The following is a 15021-nucleotide window of genomic DNA, read 5'->3' as shown; positions in this document are numbered from 1 at the left end:
CTCGGCGGGTGTCCCCCTCACCCCAGGGTGAGCAGCACTGTCGCGGCTCCCGCCCCGAGCAGCCCCATCGTCTGGCGGTGGCTGATCCGCTCGCGCAGGAGCGCGAGACCGAGGACGACCGGCAGAGCCGGGTAGAGGGAGGCGAGGACGACGGCGACGGCCAGCAACTGCTGCTGCGCGGCGAGCAGATACAGCACGAGGCCGAGTGCGGCGCCGGCGCCGATGGCGAGGGCCTGGACGCGGCGGACCGGCGGCAGCTTCAGCCGGCGGGCGTGGCGAGCGGCGTCCGGCAGGAGGACGAGGACTGCGGCGACTCGCCCCGCGGCGACGGGCCACAGCCCGCTCTCCGGACCGGCTTGGCCAAGCGCGAGGTACTGCACGGCCACCCCCGCGCTGGCGAGCAGTCCGTCCGCCGTTCCCTTCCCCGCACCGGCCCTGCCCCCGGACACCAACCACAACGAGGGCACCGTCACGGCGATGCCGAACCAGGCCAGGGTGCCCGGGCGGTCGCCGAGGACGAGGACCCCGCACAGCACCGACAGCGCGACGCCGGTGACGGCGCTCACGGGCACCACGACCGTCATCGCACCGCGGCTCAGCCCACGGTTGAGGAACCGCATGGCGAAGCCGCTGCCGACGCCGGACAGCGCGCCCCACAGCAGGTCGGCCGTGTGGACGGTGTCGGCGGGCACGATGAGCGCGGCGGCGCAGGCGAGCAACAGCCCGCCCAGCTGGCCGAAGAAGGTGACGGCGGAGTGGTGGATGTGCCGGGACAGCAGGCCGCCGGCGAAGTCGACGATGCCGTAGACGACGGCCGAGGCAAGTGCGAGAAGGGCACCCATTGGATCAGGGGTGCCCCCGGACGAGGGTCCGATGCGTCAGCGGACCTGGCTGATGCTCAGGCCGCGGGCGCGGGCTGCGGGGCCGCGGCGGCCCACTCCAGGACGAGCCGCTGGTACTCCTCGCGCTGCTCGACGCTCAGTGTCCCGCCCGACCGGCGCCACAGGGCCCGGATCTCCTCGTTGACCTCGTCAGCCGATCGCTCGGAAGAGGGTTCAACAGTGGTGGACATGCTGTGAAGCATACGGCCCCGAACGTGAAGGCGATGTGAGTAATCACGAGCGAAACGGGCATTCCGGACAGTGTTACTGATCACGTCCATCTCCCGGTAAACGTGAGGCTGTTCACGCTTCGGCCGATCCCAGGACCAGCACCTTGATAGCCAACACGGCCGCACCTCGCGCCCAGTCGTGAAAATCGGACACCTTCGTCTCGAGGTCGACCGGGGCGGCCAGGGGATGCCGGTTGTCGCGGATGGCCTCCTCGACCGTGTCGCCCGCCACGTCCATCAGCCCGACCCCCTCCCCCGCCAGCAGGATCTTCTGCGGCATCACGAAGTTGGAGATCTGGGCGACGAGCGTGCCCAGCGCGCGTGCGGCCTCGCCGATGACCCGGGCGGGCATCGGCTCCCCCGCGGCGGCCAGCGCGAGGATCTCCTCGTAGCTCCGGTCGCGGCCGGTGGCGGCCTGGACCTGATAGCGGATGTTGGGGATGGTCAGCAGCGAGACGGCGCTGCCACGCCGGCCGTCCGGGGTGAGCGGGCCGCCCGGGTCCACGATCCAGTGACGGCCGAAGCCGCGGTCCTCCTCGGCACAGGGCACCCGCTTGCCGCCCAGGACGAGCCCGTAGCCGATGCCGGCGCCGATGGTCAGGACGACGAAGCGGTCCAGGCCGCGCCCGGCGCCGAACCAGGTCTCGGCCTCTACCAGGGCGGCGACGTCGTTCTCGACGACCACGGGCAGCCCGGTGCGCTCCTCGACGAGTTCGGCGAGGGGGACGTCCCGCCACAGCAGGAAGGGGGACTCACCGACCACGGCACGGTCCTGGACGAAACCGCCGACCCCGATGCCGATCCCGGCGAGCCGGGGGTGCTCGGCGGCCAGTTCGGCGGTCATCGCGCCGAGCACGTCGGCGACTTCGGCGGGGTCGTGGGTGGTGAGCGGACGGTCGTGGCGGGCGACGATGTGGCTGCGGAGCGTGGTGACGACGCAGTAGACCGTGTCCTCGGTGATCTTGAAGCCGAGGAAGGACCCGGAGTCGGCGACCACGTCCAGCGGCTGTGAGGGGCGGCCCTGGCGGGACTCCGCCGGTGCTCCGGCCTCGGCCGCCTCGATCAGCAGGTTCGACTCGATCAGCGGCTTGGTCAGCCGGGTGAGGCTGCCGGCCGAGAGGCCCAGCCTCCGGGCGAGCTCGGTCCGGGACAGCGGGCCGTGGACGAGCACTTCGATCGCCACGGAGCGCTCCCCCGCGCTCAGCGGCAGCCAGCCGGCGGTGCCTGCGGTCATGTACGTCCGACTCCCCTCAGCCTTTTTTCCGCACTGAAAACAACATGACCACTCTAAGGCGATGACGGTTCCTGCGAAAAGATGTTTGCGCACCCCTTGACGCAGCAATTGTTTCGCCCCAAAAGTAAGTCCCGCCAGAGGACGAGCCGCCGTATGCGAGGGAGTCGCCCGATGACCATCGCCTCCAGCAGTCCTCCGTCGCGTCTGCCCGCGGGCGGCGCCGCGGAGGCACGCAGCAAACCCAGGACACACCGGACCGAGGTGGGGGACGACCGGGGAGACGGACGGCTGGCCGCGGTGTTCATCGCGCCGGCGCTGCTCGGCTTCCTGGTCTTCCTGCTCTGGCCGACGCTCCGGGGCATCTATCTGAGCTTCACCCGCTTCAACCTGCTGACGCCGGCGGAGTGGGTGGGCCTGGACAACTACGTCCGCATGGTCAACGACCCCATCTTCTGGGACTCGCTGTGGGTCACCGTCGAGTACGTCGTCATCAACATCGGTGTGCAGACGGTCGCGGCGCTCGCCATGGCCGTCCTCCTGCAGCGGCTGACCCGGTCGGCGATGCTGCGCGGCATCGTGCTCACGCCGTACCTGATGTCGAACGTCGTGGCCGGCCTCGTCTGGCTCTGGATCCTCGACACGCAGCTCGGCATCGGCAACGAGATCGTCAGCGCTCTCGGCGCCGACCGCATCCCGTTCCTCGCCGACGAGACCTGGGCGATCCCGACGATCGCGCTCATCAACGTGTGGCGGCACGTCGGATACACCGCCCTGCTGCTGTTCGCCGGTCTCCAGGCGATCCCGAACGACATGTACGAGGCGGCCAGGGTGGACGGCGCGAGCGAGTGGCGGATGTTCTGGCGGATCACCATGCCGCTGCTGCGGCCAGTGCTCGCGGTCGTGCTGATCATGACCGTGATCGGGTCGTTCCAGGTCTTCGACACCGTCGCGGTGACCACCGCGGGCGGTCCGGCGAACGCGACCAACGTGCTCCAGTTCTACATCTACGGCTCCGCCTTCGGGCGCTTCCAGTTCGGCTACGCCTCGGCCATGTCCGTCGCCCTCCTGGTCGTGCTGAGCGCGATCACCATCCTCCAGTACCGGCTCACCCGGGCCGGCCGGACCGACCTCGGCTGACGGAAAGGAGACATCCGCATGGCTGCCGTGACGACAACGACGCCGACGACCCTGCGACCGGTCCGGCGCAGGTTCCCCTTCGGGCGAGCCGCCGCCTGGACCGTGATGGGACTGGTCGTCCTCATCACCCTGCTGCCGTTCTACTGGATCCTGCGCACCGCGCTCTCCACCAACGCGGGCCTGAGCGCCGACCCGACCAACCCGCTGCCGGTGGACCTCACCACGAGCGGCTTCGAGCGGGCCCTGGGGCTGCAGTCGGCCGAGGAGGCCGTCAAACAGGGCGGCGCGGGCGGCGGGCTGGACTTCTGGCGCTACCTGCTCAACTCCGTGCTGGTCTCGACCCTGATCACCGGCTGCCAGATCTTCTTCTCCGCGATGGCCGCGTACGCCTTCTCCCGGTTGCGCTGGCGAGGGCGGGACAAAATGTTCGGCCTGTTCCTGGCCGGGATGATGGTGCCGGCCATCTTCACGCTGCTGCCGAACTTCGTGCTCATCAAGCAACTGCACCTGATCGACACGCTCCTCGGGATCGCGCTGCCCACCATGTTCATGACGCCGTTCGCGGTGTTCTTCCTGCGGCAGTTCTTCATGAACATCCCCCGGGAGGTCGAGGAGGCCGCGCTGCTCGACGGCGCCGGGAAGATCAAGATCTTCTTCCGGGTGGTGCTGCCGATGGCGTCCACGCCGATCATCACGCTGGGCGTGCTGACCTACATCACCTCCTGGAACGACTACTTCTGGCCGCTGATGGTCTCCTACAGCGACAGCTCGCGCGTGCTGACGGTGGCGCTCGCGGTCTTCCGGGCACAGACCCCGGCGACCGGCGTCGACTGGTCCGGGCTCATGGCGGCGACGCTGATCGCCGCGCTGCCGATGCTGGTGCTGTTCGCCTGCTTCGCCCGCCGCATCGTCAGCTCCATCGGCTTCACCGGGATCAAGTAAGGGGACTGTGATGCGAATTCGTACGCTCGTCGCGGCGACCGGAGCGCTGGCGCTGTCCCTGGTCAGCGGATGCGCGCAGTCAGGCGCGGCCGGATCCTCCGCGAACACGGTCACCTACTGGCTGTGGGACGCCAACCAGCTGCCCGCCTACCAGGCCTGCGCCAAGGGGTTCGAGAAGGAGAACCCCGGACTGAAGGTGAAGATCACGCAGCTGGGCTGGAGCGACTACTGGACCAAGCTCACCGCCGGGTTCATCGCGGGCACCGCACCGGACGTGTTCACCGACCACATCCAGAACTTCGGCCAGTTCGCCGACCTGAAGGTCCTCGAACCGCTCGACGACCTCGGCATCAAGGACTCGGACTACCAGCCTGGCCTCGCCGCCAACTGGGTCGGCAAGGACGGCCACCGCTACGGCGCCCCGAAGGACTGGGACACCGTCTCGCTGTTCTACAACTCCAAGATGACCGAGGAGGCCGGCCTCACCGCCGACCAGCTGAACAGCCTGTCCTGGAACCCGAAGGACGGCGGCACCTTCGAGAAGGCCATCGCCCACCTGACGATCGACAGGAAGGGCAAGCGGGGCGACGAGCCGGGCTTCGACAAGAACAACGTCAAGGTGTACGGCATGGCCACGGGCGGCGGCGGCTTCGGCGACGGCCAGACGCAGTGGAGCCCCTTCACCGGCTCGGCCGGGTGGAATTATCTGAACAAGGCGCGCTGGGGCACGAAGTACCAGTACGACAGCAAGACCTTCAAATCGGTCGTCGAGTGGTACTTCGGCTTGGCGAAGAAGGGCTACATGCCGCCCCTGTCGGACTACAACATCCAGTCCAACCAGCAGAACACCCAGATCGCGGCGGGGAAGGCGGCCACCGCGTTCGACGGGGCCTGGATGATCTCCACCTACGCGGGCTTCAAGGGCCGGGACATGAAGACCGCCCTGACCCCGGCCGGCCCGACGGGCAAGCGCGCCACCATGATGAACGGCCTTGCCGACTCCGTCACGAAGGCCTCCAAGAACAAGGCGGGCGCCAAGAAGTGGGTGGCGTATCTGGCCTCGGACAAGTGCCAGACCGTCGTCGGCAAATACGGCGTCGTCTTCCCCGCCACCGCGGCCGGGACCGAGGCCGCCGTCGCCGCGTACCGGAAGAAGGGCATCGACGTCTCGTCGTTCACCGATCCCGTGGCCGACAAGAAGCGCTTCCGGACGTTCTCGTACCCGATCGCCAGCTACTCCGCGGACATGACGGCGCTCATGCAGCCGGCGATGGAGGACATCTACGGCAACGGTAAGCCCGTCAGCAGCCTCGACCAGACCAACGACCAGATCAACCTGATCCTCTCGCAGTGATCACCCGATCACCCGACCAGTGAAGGGCACGCCTTACATGACGTTCTCCATCGGCATCGTCGGCGCCGGACAGTTCTCGGGCCAGTTCGCCACCCTGTTCCAGGCCCACCCCGGCGTCAGCGACGTCTACGTCACCGACCTGCTGCCCGAGAGGGCCGACCAACTCGTCGCCGCGCAGGGCCTCGCCGGCACCTTCCCGTCGTACCAGGCCATGCTGGAGTCGGAGGACGTCGACGCGGTCGCGATCTTCACCCAGCGCTGGACGCACGGCCCGCTGGTGCTCCAGGGGCTCAACGCCGGCAAGCACGTGTACTCCGCGGTCCCCATGGCGATCAGCACGGAGGAGATCGCGGCGATCATCGACACGGTCAAGGCCACCGGCCTGACATACATGATGGGCGAGACCAGCGAGTACAACCCCGCCACCGTCCACGCCCGCAACCAGATAGCCGAGGGCGCCTTCGGACGGCTCTTCTACGCCGAGGGCGACTACGTCCACGATATGGACCTGGGCTTCTACGAGGCCTACCAGTACAGCGGCGGCGAGAACTGGAAGGCCACCGCCAGCTATCCCCCGCTGCTGTACCCGACGCACGCGATCGGCGGGGTGCTGGGCGCCTGGCAGACGCACGCCGTCAGCGTGTCGGCGATCGGTGTCCTCGACGACCGGGGCGACGGCGTCTTCGACAAGGACATCAGCCAGTTCGGCAACGACTTCTCCAACGCCACCGCGCTGTTCGAGGTCGCCGGCGGCGGCTCGTTCCGTACGAACGAGTTCCGGCGGGTCGGCTACCCCTCGCACATCCGGGAGTCGCGCTTCCGCTTCTTCGGCACCGAGGCGAGCATGGAGCAGCTCGCCACGGTCGCCCTGTGGCAGGACAAGCAGGGGGTGAAGGACATCAGTGAACTGCTGGAGCCCAAGCCCACCATGGCTCCCGACGACCCGTCGCTGCAGCACATCGCGCCGGAGCTGCGGGCCGCCTTCACCTCGGGGTCGGCGCCCGTACACGACCGTGCGCGGCTGCCGAGGGAGTTCGACAACCTGCACAACGGCCACGAGGGCAGCCACCACTTCCTGGTGGACGACTTCGTGACCGCGGTCAACTCGCGCACCCTGCCGTCGGTGAACGCGTGGGTGGCCGCCCGATACACCTTGCCGGGCATCATCGCGCACGAGTCCGCGCGGCAGGGCGGGGTGCGGCTGGAGATCCCGGACTTCGGGGACGCGCCCCAGTAGCGGATGCCCGATGCGGGCCGGGTGCCTGGATCAGGTGCCCGGCTTGCGGCCGTACACGAAGACGTCGTCGTTCTTCTTCAGCAGCGACCAGTACTTCTTGGCGTCGGTCTTGGTCATGTTGACGCAGCCGTGCGAACCCGGCGGGTTCCACATGCTGACGCCGACCGAGTGGAAGGCCTGCCCGCCGTCGAAGAACTGGGCGTAGGGCATCGGCACGTCGTAGATGGACGAGACGTGGTCGATGTTGCGCCAGTAGATCTTCTTCAGGCCGGTGCGGGTCTCGTAGCCGTCGCGGCCCGTACGGACCGGGACCGGGCCGTAGACGAGCTTCTTGCCGTCCTGGATCCAGCTCAGCTGGAGGGTCAGGTTCACGCAGGCGATCCGGCCCTTGTTCACCGGGCACTTGCCGTCCTTGTTGGGGTTCGTCCCGACGGCCTTCTGCTTCAGCATCAGGTCCATCACGCCCCAGGTGACGGGTCCGGCGTAGCCGGCGTTCGGGGAGATGCCGTGCTTGGTCTGGAAGGCGCGGATCGCCTTGCAGTCGGTGGCGGACTGCTTGCCGTCGACCGGACGGCCGAGGAACTTCTCCACCTGCTTCTGGTACGGGCCGGTCTGCGTGGTGCAGCTCGCGGCCTGCGCCGGGGTGGCGCCGAGCGCGAGTGTGAGCGGTGCCACCAGGCCGGTGATCCCGAGTGCGACGGCTCCCCGTCTGCGTACGTCCCCCATGGCTGGTCAGCCCTTTCGCGGAGTGAGTCTGCGGTGTTCTGCCAGCTAGACGGGCGCAGGGCGACTTCGGTTGTGCGGGGGTGCGGCCTGCGACGAAACGGTGACATACCTCACCGCGCGGCCGGCCGCACGCCAGGGGCCCCTGGGGGCACGGCCTAGGGTCGCAGGGCGTCGTGAAAACCCGTGTTGACGGCGGTCAGGCCGCCGTCGACGACCAGGGTGGTGCCGGTGATCCAGGAGGCGTCGGAGGAGGCGAGGAAGGTGACGGCCGCCGCGATGTCCTCCGGTTCGCCGACCCGGCCCAAGGGGTACAGCCGGCGCAGCGCCTCCAGGTCCTCGTCACGGCCCTCCCAGGCGGTGGTGCGGACCGTGCCCGGCACCACCAGGTTGACGCGGACCCCGCGGGCGGCGGCGTGCCCGGCGAGGGTACGGGTCAGGGAGCCCAGGCCGGCCTTGGCGGCGCTGTAGGCGTGGTTGCCGAAGTCCTGCAGGCCGTTGACCGAGCCGATGGAGACGACGGCGCCGCGGCCCGAGGCGGCCAGGTGCGGCAACGCGGCACGGCAGCAGCGGTACGCGCCGGACAGAGTGACGTCGAGGTCCCGCGCCCACGACTCGTCCGGCTCGTCCTCGAAGAGGGGCGCGTCGGGCGAGCAGTGGGCGGCGCTGTTGACCAGCACGTCGAGCGAGCCGAAGGTGTCGACGGCGTGGGCGACGGCGGCCTCGGCGGCCGCCCGGTCGGCCACGTCGCAGGCGATCCCCTCGGCCGTGAGCCCCTCGTCCCGCAGGGCCCGCGCGGTCCGCGTGGCCGCGGCCGGGTCCTGGTCGGCCACCAGGACCCGTGCCCCCTCCCGCGCGAACCGGAGGGCGGTGGCGGCGCCGATGCCGCGTGCCCCGCCGGTGATGAGAACCCCGTACCCCTCGAAGCGCCTGGTGTCCGTCATGGGCCGACCGTACTGCCCCGGGGGTGGCTCAGCGGTAGCCGCTCGTGTCGGCCGGCTTGCCCGCGTCCTGGACCTCGACGAGATAACGCCAGGCGTCCGGGCGGCTGCCGTCCAGGTCGGTGAAGCCGTACACCTGGGCGAGGCCGCCGCTGGAGAGGGACTGGCCGTTGAAGCGCGCCACCTCCGGGTCGGCGGCGAGCGCGGCCACGGCCCGGCCGACGTAGCGCGGGGTCTCCGAGATGGCGAAGTGCGGGACGCGCTCCAGGGCGTCGCGCCAGTTCTCCTCCTGTACGCCGAAGTGCTCCAGCATGAGCTCCGAGCGCAGCCAGCCGGGTGTGAGGGCGACGGCGGTGGCGCCGCGCGATCCGAGCTCGTGGCCGAGGGAGAAGGCCATGCGCAGGACGGAGGCCTTGGCGAGGTCGTAGAAGAAGTTCACGCGGTAGTTGGCGCCGTTGTAGTCGGCGGTGCCGTCGGTGACCTCGACGACCAGGCCGCCGGGGTGGCGCAGCAGCAGGGGCAGCGCGTGGTGGCTGGTGATCGCATGGGTCTCGACGGCGAGCCGGAGCAGGCGCAGGCCCTTGTCCAGGTCGTGCTCCCAGAGTGAGGCGTCCCACTCGAAGAGCTTCTCGCCGCCCCAGATGTCGTTGACGAGGACGTCGAGGCGCCCCTGCTCGTGGTCGATCCGCTCCACGAGGGTGCGGACCTGTGCCGGGTCGAGGTGGTCGGTGGGTACGGCGATGCCCTGCCCGCCGGCCTCGGTGACCAGGTCGGCGGTGTCCTCGATGGTCTCGGGCCGGTCGTACTCCGAGCGGCGGGTGCGCGTGCTGCGTCCGGTGACGTAGACGGTGGCGCCCGCCGCGCCGAGTTCCACCGCCATGCCCCGTCCGGCTCCCCGGGTCGCACCGGCGACCAGTGCGACCTTGCCCTTCAGCGGAGCTGACATGTCCGACCTCCTGTGACCGTGGCTGCTTGTCGCCTTCAGGGTGACGGGTAAGCCGGACATCTTCTGTCGTCTTTTCCTGTCGGTGTGTCCTGGCCGCACGCGGTCAGTGGCCGCGGGCGATCCACTCCTCGAGATGCGGGGCCTCCGCGCCGATGGTCGTGGGGTCGCCGTGGCCGGTGAGGACCTTCGTCCCCGGCGGCAGCGTGAGCAGGCGGTCGCGGATCGAGTCGATGATCGTCGGGAAGTGCGAGAAGGACCGGCCGGTGGCGCCGGGGCCGCCCTGGAAGAGGGTGTCGCCGGTGAAGACGGTGGCGAGGCCGGGGTCGTACAGACACACCGCGCCGGGCGCGTGCCCCGGGGTGTGCAGGACCCGCAGGTCGGCCCCGCCGGCCTCGATGGTCTGGCCGTCGACCAGCCAGGCGTCGGGCTCACGGTCCGGGTGGGTCTGCTTCCACAGCGGCAGATCGTCGTGGTGCAGCCAGATCGTGGCGCCGGTGCGCTCTGCGAGGGCGGGGGCGGCGTCGATGTGGTCGTTGTGGGCGTGGGTGCACACGATGGCCGTGAGCCTGCGGTCCCCGACGGCCCGGGCGATGGCGTCGGCGTCATGGGCGGCGTCGATGACGATCGCCTCGTGGTCGTCGCCGACGATCCACACGTTGTTGTCGACGTCCCAGGTGCCGCCGTCGAGGCTGAACCGGCCGGAGGTGACGAGGTGTTCCACTCGGGTGGCCATCAGAGCACCACCACCGAGCGCAACACGTCGCCGTGGTGCATCCGCTCGAACGCCTTCTCCACCTCGTCGAGCTGAATGGTCTCGGTGACGAACGCCCCGAGGTCCAGGCGCCCTTGCAGATGCAGGTCGATCAGCATGGGGAAGTCGCGGGAGGGCAGGCAGTCGCCGTACCAGCTCGACTTGAGCGATCCGCCGCGGCCGAAGACGTCGAGCAGCGGCAGTTCGAGCTTCATCTCCGGGGTGGGCACGCCGACGAGGACGACCGTGCCGGCGAGGTCGCGGGCGTAGAAGGCCTGCTTGTACGTCTCCGGGCGGCCGACCGCCTCGATGACGACGTCGGCGCCGAAGCCGCCGGTGAGCTCGCGGATGGCCTCGACCGGGTCGGTCTCGCGCGAGTTGACGGTGTGGGTGGCGCCCATCGTCCGCGCGGTCTCCAGCTTGCGGTCGTCGATGTCGACGGCGATGATCCGCGCCGCTCCGGCCAGGTGCGCCCCGGCGACGGCCGCGTCACCGACGCCGCCGCAGCCGATGACGGCGACCGTGTCGCCCCGGCCGACGTTGCCGGTGTTGATCGCGGCGCCGATGCCGGCCATGACACCGCAGCCGAGCAGCCCGGCCACCTGCGGGGCGACGTCCGGGGCGACCTTGGTGCACTGCCCGGCGGCGACCAGCGTCTTCTCGGCGAAGGCGCCGATGCCGAGGGCCGGGGAGAGCTCCTGGCCTGTCGAGGCGAGGGTCATCTTCTGCCCGGCGTTGTGGGTGTCGAAGCAGTACCAGGGCCGCCCGCGCAGACAGGCCCGGCACGTGCCGCACACCGCGCGCCAGTTGAGGATCACGAAGTCGCCGGGCGCGACATCGGTGACGCCGTCGCCGACGGCCTCGACCACGCCCGCTGCCTCGTGGCCGAGCAGGAAAGGGAACTCGTCGTTGATGCCGCCCTGCTTGTAGTGCAGGTCCGTGTGGCACACCCCGCAGGCCTGGACGGCCACGACCGCCTCCCCGGGGCCGGGGTCGGGCACCACGATCGTCTCGACGCGCACCGGCTCGTCCTTGCCTGGTGCGATCACACCGCGTACTTCCTGCGCCATCGCGCTGACTCCTTCGTCGGCCGGGGTCCGTCCCTTCCGACCCTACGCGCGACTGATCGGTAAGGGGCACGGATCGGCCACCTCAGAGGCATGATCACGAGTTCGCCCACCGGCGAACATCAGGGCGCCTCGCGAGGCCCGCGCCGTAGCCTGAACGCTCCGCCCGACGCCGAAGGAGCGACGTGAGCCTCACAGAGACCGATACCGCCATACCTCCCTGGCGGCTGCTCCTCGGATACGTTCGGCCGCACCGCTGGTCCCTGGCCGCCGGTGCCGTGCTCTCGCTGGTCACCGGGGCGACCGGGCTGCTGCTGCCGCTCGTGGCCAAGGGCCTGATCGACGATCTGTCGCACGAGAGGGCCATCACCGGAGCGCTGCTGGCGATGTCAGCGCTGGTGCTGGCCAACGCGGTGGTGGGCGCCCTGGGTTCGTACGTGCTGCAGCGCACCGCCGAGTCGGTGGTGCTCGGCGCCCGGCGGGCCCTGTCGTCGTATCTGCTGCGGCTGCGGATCACGGCCGTGGACCGCAGCGAACCCGGGGACCTGATGGCCCGCATCACCTCCGACACCACGCTGCTGCGCCAGGTCACCACCAACTCGTTGGTCGGTCTGGGCACGGGCGGTCTCACGCTCGTCGCGACGATCGTGATGATGAGCCTGGTGGATATCGTGCTGCTGGGCGTCACGCTGGCCGTGATCGCGGGTGCGGGGGTGATCCTCGGTGTGATCGTGCCGCGCATCAACAAGGCGAGCCGGCGGGCGCAGGACGCGGTGGGTGTCATGGGTGCCTCGCTGGAGCGGGTCCTCGGCGCCCTGCGCACCGTGAAGGCGTCCGGTGCCGAGCACCGGGAGGAGAACACGCTGCACGAGGCGGCCGAGGAGTCCTGGCGGCAGAGCGTGCGGGCCGCCAAGTGGTCGGCGGCCGCGGGCAACACGGCGGGGCTCTCCATGCAGATCGCCTTCATCACGGTGCTCGCGGTGGGCGGCGCCCGCGTCGCGACCGGCGCCGTCGACGTGGGCACGCTGGTCGCGTTCCTGCTGTACGTCTTCTACCTGATGTCGCCGATACAGCAGGTCGTCGGCGCCGTCACGCAGTACCAGACGGGCGCCGCGGCCCTCACCCGCATGCAGGAGGCGCTGCGCCTGCCCGCGGAGCCGTCCGCCCGGTTCGCGCCGCTGCCCTCCCCCGGCGCCCGGCCCGCCGCCCTCGCCTTCGACGACGTCCGCTTCCGCTATGCCGAGGACCTGCCGTACGTCCACCACGGCGTGACGTTCGCCGTGCCCGCGCAGGGCATGACGGCGTTCGTGGGCCCGTCCGGCGCCGGCAAGACCACCGTCTTCTCGCTGATCGAGCGGTTCTACGACCCGGACTCCGGTGTGATCACACTCGACGGCCGGGACCTGTCCGACTGGGAGCTGCCCCAACTGCGGGCCGCGATCGGCTATGTGGAGCAGGACGCGCCGGTCCTGTCGGGCTCGCTGCGGGACAACCTGCTGCTGGGCAATCCGGAGGCGGACGAGGACGCCCTCGCACGGGTGCTGAAGACGACCCGTCTCGACGGTCTGGTGTCCCGTCTGCCCGCCGGGCTCGACACGCTCGTCGGGCACCGCGGCACCAAGCTGTCGGGCGGTGAGCGGCAGCGCGTCGCCATCGCCCGCGCCCTGCTGCGCCGCCCCCGGCTGCTGCTGCTCGACGAGGCGACCTCGCAGCTGGACGCGGTGAACGAGGCGGCGCTGCGCGACACCGTCGCGGACGTGGCCCGTACGACCACGGTCCTCGTCGTGGCGCACCGGCTGTCCACGGTGACGATGGCCGACCGCATCGTGGTGATGGACGCGGGCCGGGTCCGGGCCGTCGGCACCCACCGCGAACTCGTGACCTCGGACCCGCTCTACGCGGAGCTGGCGGCGACCCAGTTCCTGGCCGCGGCCGACTGAGCCGGTGTGCGGGGCCCGGTGACCCGGCTGCGCTTGCCGAGCCCGGCGGGCGGGAGGAGGCTCAAGGGTGAGGCTTCTCGCGGCCCGCTCCCGGCCGGGTCGCGGCCCTTCGAAGGAGGTCATCATCATGGGAACCGCGGCAGAACCCGCCTTCGACCGAGAGATCCTGCGTCAGGGCGTGGAAGGACAGACCCCGGAGATGCTGCTCTCCCTCTACGCCGACGACGCGGAGCTCCGCATCGTGGACCGTACGACCCAGCCCAGCCACCCCAAGGTCCTGCACGGCCGGAACGAGATCGGCCGGATGCTCGAGGACGTGTACAGCCGCGACATGACGCACAAGCTGGAGCGGTGCGTCGTCCAGGGCGACGAGGCCGCCTACAGCGAGAGCTGCGAGTACGCGGACGGCGTGCGCGTCCTGTCCGAGTCCATGCTCTCGCTGCGCGGCGGAAAGATCACCGAACAGACCCTGGTCCAGGCCTGGGACGAGTAGGGCCTGCCTGGGGTGTGATCAGCGCATCCAGGCGCTGTACGACATGACGGCGCCCTTCTCTACCCCGTACTGGGGGTCGGGGCGTGTGAGGGTGCTCTCCAGACCGAGAACGGCGCCGGTGTCCGGGTCCATGATCAGCATCCGGCGGACGCCCTGAGTGTCGTTCACGTAGGCCTGGCCGCGGCGGCCCAGCCGGTCGGTCACCTGGCCGACCGGCCGCAACCCCTCGGAGCCGGCCAGGAGCCGGGCGAGTGTCGCGCTCTCCCTGACGCCGAGGGTCCAGTTGTCCAGCAGGGTGGCCACGGCGTCCAGCAGCTCCGGCGTGGTCAACGGCGTGTCCGTGAACCTGGTTTCCCTCAGGTAGTCGCGCAGCCGGGCCGGATCCCGCGGCGGGGGTGAGTGGGGCGGGGCGTCGCTCCAGCTCGGCGGGTACGTCCGGTCGCTGATGACGTGTCCGTCGTCGACGAGGTGCGGCTCACCGCCCGCGCCGGAGAGGACCGGGCGGCCCGGGTGCCTCGGGTCGGTGGCCACGACGAGCTCCGTGTGGCTGGCATCGGCCCGCCAGCGCACGATGCGTTCCTCGGGCAGGGTGATCGGGGGCTTGTCGTCCGACATGCCCAGGCTCCAGGACTGCACGTGCGTGCCCTTGCGCAGACGGGGCGAGCCGTCGGCCGCGGCCTGTTCGGCACGTTCGGCCAGCCGGTCCAGCGACACCGGGGTGGAGCCGGACTGCACCACCAGCGGGCGGGGTGCGGCGACCGCCGGTGTGGTGTCCGGGCCGCTCAGCACGAGGGTGAGGGCCAGGGCGACGACGGCCGTGGCCACGAGCCCCCAGGCCAGCCGGGGCCGGCCCTGGCCCGGCAGGAGCCGGTCCCGCAGACGGCCGGAGGGCCGCTCACGCAGCAGCCGCTCGAGCCCGCGCTCGGCGTTGTGGTCCAGGGGGCCGTCGCCGAAGTGGGGGGCGTCGTGCGGCACCGGGTTGGCGCCGCGCAGCAGTTCGAGTTCGTCAGCCATGGCCGTGTTCCTTCGGGGCGGTCATGCGGGGGGCGAGCGGGGAGCGCGGGGCACTGGTCTCGCCGGCCGTCGGGGCCTCGCTCGGGGAGGAGGTGCGGGCGGCGCGAGCGCGACGAGGGACGGCCCCCGAC

Annotated in this window: 15 protein-coding genes; 6 read left to right on the top strand and 9 right to left on the bottom strand. The window is 70.6% G+C overall.

The window, feature by feature from the left end; translation table 11 throughout:
- Positions 1-17: 17 nt before the first annotated feature.
- The 3 genes from AC07DF_RS09290 to AC07DF_RS09280 form a co-directional block, all read right to left on the bottom strand.
- Positions 18-842: an EamA family transporter gene (locus AC07DF_RS09290; protein ID WP_478968549.1), complete on the bottom strand. Its 825-nt coding sequence runs from the start codon at positions 840-842 to the stop codon at positions 18-20.
- Between the two features lie 56 nt (positions 843-898).
- Complete coding sequence (locus AC07DF_RS09285; RefSeq protein ID WP_184563058.1) at positions 899-1084, bottom strand: hypothetical protein; 186 nt, start codon at positions 1082-1084, stop codon at positions 899-901.
- A gap of 100 nt (positions 1085-1184) precedes the next feature.
- Positions 1185-2345 (bottom strand): ROK family protein, encoded by a 1161-nt coding sequence (locus AC07DF_RS09280; protein WP_478968547.1) that lies wholly within the window; start codon positions 2343-2345, stop codon positions 1185-1187.
- A gap of 171 nt (positions 2346-2516) precedes the next feature.
- Here AC07DF_RS09280 and AC07DF_RS09275 point away from each other — a divergent pair, with 171 nt between their 5' ends.
- The 4 genes from AC07DF_RS09275 to AC07DF_RS09260 are packed head-to-tail and all read left to right on the top strand — an operon-like array spanning position 2517 to position 7015.
- On the top strand, positions 2517-3482 hold the full coding sequence (locus tag AC07DF_RS09275; RefSeq protein ID WP_478968545.1) for a carbohydrate ABC transporter permease: 966 nt from the start codon (positions 2517-2519) through the stop codon (positions 3480-3482).
- 18 nt (positions 3483-3500) lie between these two features.
- On the top strand, positions 3501-4424 hold the full coding sequence (locus AC07DF_RS09270; protein WP_478968544.1) for a carbohydrate ABC transporter permease: 924 nt from the start codon (positions 3501-3503) through the stop codon (positions 4422-4424).
- A gap of 10 nt (positions 4425-4434) precedes the next feature.
- Positions 4435-5778 (top strand): ABC transporter substrate-binding protein, encoded by a 1344-nt coding sequence (locus AC07DF_RS09265; protein ID WP_478968541.1) that lies wholly within the window; start codon positions 4435-4437, stop codon positions 5776-5778.
- 37 nt (positions 5779-5815) lie between these two features.
- Complete coding sequence (locus AC07DF_RS09260; RefSeq protein ID WP_478968539.1) at positions 5816-7015, top strand: Gfo/Idh/MocA family protein; 1200 nt, start codon at positions 5816-5818, stop codon at positions 7013-7015.
- A 30-nt stretch (positions 7016-7045) separates the two neighbouring features.
- Here AC07DF_RS09260 and AC07DF_RS09255 read toward each other — a convergent pair whose 3' ends face one another.
- The 5 genes from AC07DF_RS09255 to AC07DF_RS09235 form a co-directional block, all read right to left on the bottom strand.
- A complete protein-coding gene (locus tag AC07DF_RS09255) occupies positions 7046-7741 on the bottom strand; it encodes a L,D-transpeptidase family protein (protein WP_478968536.1) in 696 nt (231 codons plus the stop codon).
- Between the two features lie 155 nt (positions 7742-7896).
- Positions 7897-8682 (bottom strand): SDR family NAD(P)-dependent oxidoreductase, encoded by a 786-nt coding sequence (locus AC07DF_RS09250; RefSeq protein WP_478968534.1) that lies wholly within the window; start codon positions 8680-8682, stop codon positions 7897-7899.
- A gap of 28 nt (positions 8683-8710) precedes the next feature.
- On the bottom strand, positions 8711-9625 hold the full coding sequence (locus tag AC07DF_RS09245) for an SDR family oxidoreductase (RefSeq protein WP_478968532.1): 915 nt from the start codon (positions 9623-9625) through the stop codon (positions 8711-8713).
- Positions 9626-9728: 103 nt separating this feature from the next.
- Positions 9729-10358 (bottom strand): MBL fold metallo-hydrolase, encoded by a 630-nt coding sequence (locus tag AC07DF_RS09240; RefSeq protein WP_478968529.1) that lies wholly within the window; start codon positions 10356-10358, stop codon positions 9729-9731.
- Positions 10358-11446 (bottom strand): S-(hydroxymethyl)mycothiol dehydrogenase, encoded by a 1089-nt coding sequence (locus tag AC07DF_RS09235; protein WP_478968526.1) that lies wholly within the window; start codon positions 11444-11446, stop codon positions 10358-10360. The genes AC07DF_RS09240 and AC07DF_RS09235 overlap by 1 nt, the downstream gene beginning before the upstream one ends.
- A gap of 182 nt (positions 11447-11628) precedes the next feature.
- On the opposite strand from AC07DF_RS09235, the gene AC07DF_RS09230 reads away from it, so the two are divergent.
- The gene (locus tag AC07DF_RS09230; RefSeq protein ID WP_478968521.1) at positions 11629-13383 is read left to right on the top strand and encodes an ABC transporter ATP-binding protein; all 1755 of its coding nucleotides are present in this window, start codon (positions 11629-11631) and stop codon (positions 13381-13383) included.
- A 127-nt stretch (positions 13384-13510) separates the two neighbouring features.
- Entirely contained in the window at positions 13511-13876 is a 366-nt protein-coding gene (locus AC07DF_RS09225; RefSeq protein ID WP_478968519.1) for a nuclear transport factor 2 family protein, read from the top strand.
- 18 nt (positions 13877-13894) lie between these two features.
- On the opposite strand, the gene AC07DF_RS09220 is transcribed toward AC07DF_RS09225, so the two are convergent.
- Complete coding sequence (locus tag AC07DF_RS09220) at positions 13895-14890, bottom strand: CU044_5270 family protein (RefSeq protein ID WP_478968516.1); 996 nt, start codon at positions 14888-14890, stop codon at positions 13895-13897.
- Between the last annotated feature and the right edge of the window lie 131 nt (positions 14891-15021).

The organism is Streptomyces sp. NPDC044719 (genome assembly GCF_056433405.1).
The sequence above is the reverse complement of the archived record's forward strand: the minus strand, read 5'-3'. Positions and strand labels throughout refer to the sequence as shown.